Here is a 3,321-nt window from a genome sequence, read left to right as displayed (position 1 = left end):
ACACGACGCGCCGACGCTACGCGTCGGTATCCCGTGCTCCGCTCGGGAGCAACTTCCCGACTCCGTCGGAAAGTTGAGCGTCACTCCGTGACGCCTGCCGGATCCGCTCCGCTGCCCGGCGGCTCGGCTCGCTCCGCGATCCGGCCTGGGTCGAATCCGCTCCGCAGATTCGACAAAACCGCATCTACGGGCATGGGGCCTGCCGTGTCCTTCCGGCCTGGCTCCACACGGATCGCGAAGGGATCCATATCGGTACTTCCGTCTGTAGCGGAAGCCGGCCCTGTTCCACTCAGCGATGCTCTATTCATCGGCCCTGAGCTCTTCACACTTGTATGTGTCAAACTGTGCTCAGCGCTAGCTTATGCTCTGAGATCGCCACACCGATGCCTGCATTTGCAGATGGCGTCGGCGTGGCGGCGACGGCCCCTGCCGTTGTTTCAGGGGCGCTGTCACATGGCGCGCAGGCCCCGGTCGGTGAAGACGAGCAGCCACTCGAAGCTCTCGTCGATGTCGGTGCTCCACTTGAAGCCGCCCGCCGCTTCCAGTGTGGCGAAGCCGTGGCAGAGGCTGCGGAACATGCGCAGGGCGTGGTCCTCGTCCGGTTCCTTGATGTCGTAGCCGCGCAGGACGGCCCGGTACACGTCGAACAGCCGCTGGCCGGCTACGGCCATCGGATCGTCGGGGCCGGTGGGTTCGATGCCGGTCGTCGCGGCGTACCGGCCGGGGTGGGCGATGACGAAGGTGCGGAAGGCGCGCAGCGCGGCGGCCAGGGCGTCGCGGCCCGCCAGGCCCTGGACGGAGGTGCCGACGGCGTCAGCGGCCTGGGCTGTCGCCAGCGCCGCGATGCGTCGAACGAGGTCCTCCAGGCCACCCACGTGCTTGTACAGGGACGGCGTGCGCACGCCGAGGCGCTCGGCGAGCAGTCCCATCGTCAGGCGGGCCAGGCCCACCTCGTCGGCGAGGTCGGCCCCGGCCGCGGCCACGGTCGCGGGGTCGAGGCCGGCCCTAGGCACGGGCGGCGTCCGTGTGGAGGAAGGTGAGGATGAGCGTAGCCACCTGGTCAGGGTACTGGTCGTGCGGGTAGTGCCCGGCGCCCTCGATCATCTTGAGGCGTCCGAGGCCGGCGGGCAGTTCCTCGACGACGGCCGAACCCTCGGCGTGCGGGTCGGCCCAGTCGGGGTCGTCGGTGCCCATCACGACCAGGACGGGGCAGCGTACGTGGGCGAGTTGGGCGCCGGCGTCGGCGGGGTTGGCGCGGCCCATTGCCTGCAGGGCTTTCGTCCGGCCCGGCTCGCGCAGCATCGCCTCGACGCGGTCGAGGCGCCCGGCGAAGTCGGCCGGCTTCGCCCCGGGGTAGGCCACGTCCAGGTAGGAACGCCACAGCGGCACGCTGCCCAGTGTGGTCGCGCCGAGCAGCCGCACCATGCCCTGCCGCAGGCGCTTGCTGCGGAGGTCGCCCAGGTTCATCGACTGTTTACGGGTGAACGGGGCCAGCTCGACCACCGCGGTGACCAGTTCCGGCTCCCGTGCCGCGGCGATGGTGGCGGCGCCGCCGGAGATCGAGTGGCCGACGAGGACGGCCGGGCCGCCCAGATGGCGGATGACGGCGAGCAGGTCGCCGGCGATGGCGGTGCGGCTCCAGTCGGGCCAGTCGGTACTGGACTCGCCACAACCGCGCAGGTCGACCGCGGCGACCCGGTAGCCCGCCGCGACCAGCTGCGGGATGACGGCACGGTAGGCGTCGCGGTGGTCGCCCATCCCGTGCGCGAGCACGACCAGCGGACCGGAGCCCGCCACTTCGTAGGCGAGCGTGCCACCGGTGACGGGAAGGTACTCGGTCATGACAACTCCCGGGTCTGGTCGCCTCAACCCTTCGGCTAAGTGCGTTAGCTAAAAGCTATGACCATTAGCCGAGGGTGTCAACGTCCGACCGACAGATCCCCTCGCCCCCGAGCACCGCGTCCGACAGCGAACCGCGCCCCGGACGAGCAGGGCACGCGGCGCGGGCGACTGCTTACGCGCGGCCGCCCGCGACCGCTTCCCGTCTGCGCGGCGTCATGACCTCGGTGACGGCAGCGCTGTCCCCGTCGCGTCCGAGAGGGCGCAGGGCTTTCCGGCCGAGGATCGACAGCTCAGTTCGTCCGGACGGTCGCCGGCATGCGTGGCGCATAACGAGCCGTCGCGACGACCACGACCGGTCAGACGTTGCCGAGGTCGGAAGAGACCCAGTGCTCCGGGCGAATCGTGATGATGACCGCTTCGCCGTGGTTCGACTCGGCGAACCCGACGTAACCCTCGACCTTTTCGGACGGCAGATAGCGCGAGGCCATCTCGACCAGATGCGCGCGGGTCGCCGGGACCGTGGAGGTCACTGGGCCCTCGACGGACACGTAACGGACGGTCGGCTCGAGGCGGTCGACCATGAGCGTGAACCGGCCCGCTTTCGCGATCAACTCATGCTTGCGGGAGCCCTTGCCAGTGTGGATCCAGATGTCGCCGCCGGGCGCGTACTGGTACCAGATCGGCACGGTCAGCGGCGCCCTGCCTCCGCCTGCGTCGACGGCCAGAGCCGCGATGTGCGGCTCGGCGAGGAATTGCTCACGCTCTTCGCGGGTGAGGGCCATGGAACTGCTCCTTCGGAGGCGGATGCCACTGCGGTCACGTCGTCAGGCGGTTCGGTCCAGTACCCCGCACAAGGCTCCTAACGACGGTCCTATTCCACCGGAGCGAAAGGTCGGGCATACCGTGCGTGCGTGCTGATGATCGAGGCACCGGGATCGCTTCGTCACCCAGAACAGTACGACCGCCATGAAAACGTGGAGCCGGACGACGCCGGAACCGCGACCATCGCCTCCGCAGGCACCCCTTGGACCACACCACCAGGAGGAACCAGTGTCACACCCGCACCTGCTCACCCCCGAGGAGAAGCTCGCCGACGCGAAGCAGCGGCTCAGTCTCCCCGCCCGGGCTGTGACCTGGAGGCGCCGCGCGAACTCCGGTCCGGTCCCGTCGAGGACGAGGCGCTGAAGGTTCGGCTCGACGATCTGCACCGCGCGAAGATCCGGCTCGCCGATGAGGTGCTCGTGGTCGGCGACTACATCGGAGACAGCACACGAGCCGAGATCGCCTATGCCCGGGCGCTGGGCAAGCCCGTGCGGTTCACGCACCCCGGAGTCGACCCCGCCGTCTGACCGCCGAGCGTGCGGCGTGCGGCGTGCGACTAGAGGCAATGCCGTTGGTTTAGCTTCGGCGTAGGCTTCTGCGTACTGCTCTCGGGGGTGGTGCCGGTGTCTGCGAGTGTGTCTGACTTATCGGGTCTGG

At 69.4% G+C, this 3,321-nt stretch carries 3 protein-coding genes and 1 pseudogene; 1 reads left to right on the top strand and 3 read right to left on the bottom strand.

Annotated features, from left to right (window positions below; genetic code table 11):
• Positions 1–449 precede the first annotated feature (449 nt).
• The 3 genes from ACH4RC_RS42400 to ACH4RC_RS42390 form a co-directional block, all read right to left on the bottom strand.
• On the bottom strand, positions 450–983 hold the full coding sequence (locus tag ACH4RC_RS42400) for a TetR/AcrR family transcriptional regulator (protein WP_398210479.1): 534 nt from the start codon (positions 981–983) through the stop codon (positions 450–452).
• A gap of 22 nt (positions 984–1,005) precedes the next feature.
• Entirely contained in the window at positions 1,006–1,842 is an 837-nt protein-coding gene (locus tag ACH4RC_RS42395; protein WP_398210476.1) for an alpha/beta fold hydrolase, read from the bottom strand.
• Positions 1,843–2,198: 356 nt separating this feature from the next.
• The gene (locus ACH4RC_RS42390) at positions 2,199–2,624 is read right to left on the bottom strand and encodes a pyridoxamine 5'-phosphate oxidase family protein (protein ID WP_398210473.1); all 426 of its coding nucleotides are present in this window, start codon (positions 2,622–2,624) and stop codon (positions 2,199–2,201) included.
• Positions 2,625–2,892: 268 nt separating this feature from the next.
• On the opposite strand from ACH4RC_RS42390, the pseudogene ACH4RC_RS42385 reads away from it, so the two are divergent.
• A pseudogene (locus tag ACH4RC_RS42385) lies at positions 2,893–3,191 on the top strand (hypothetical protein).
• Positions 3,192–3,321 lie beyond the last annotated feature (130 nt).

It is taken from the genome of Streptomyces sp. NPDC016845 (assembly GCF_044332585.1).
GTDB lineage: Bacteria > Actinomycetota > Actinomycetes > Streptomycetales > Streptomycetaceae > Streptomyces.
Note: the sequence above shows the minus strand (reverse complement) of the source record. Positions and strands in the feature narration are given on the sequence as shown.

Bases quoted from the DNA above. Each gene is read 5' to 3' on its own strand.
- ACH4RC_RS42395 (WP_398210476.1), bottom strand. From the start codon at position 1,842: ATGACCGAGTACCTTCCCGTCACCGGTGGCACGCTCGCCTACGAAGTG.
- ACH4RC_RS42390 (WP_398210473.1), bottom strand. From the start codon at position 2,624: ATGGCCCTCACCCGCGAAGAGCGTGAGCAATTCCTCGCCGAGCCGCAC.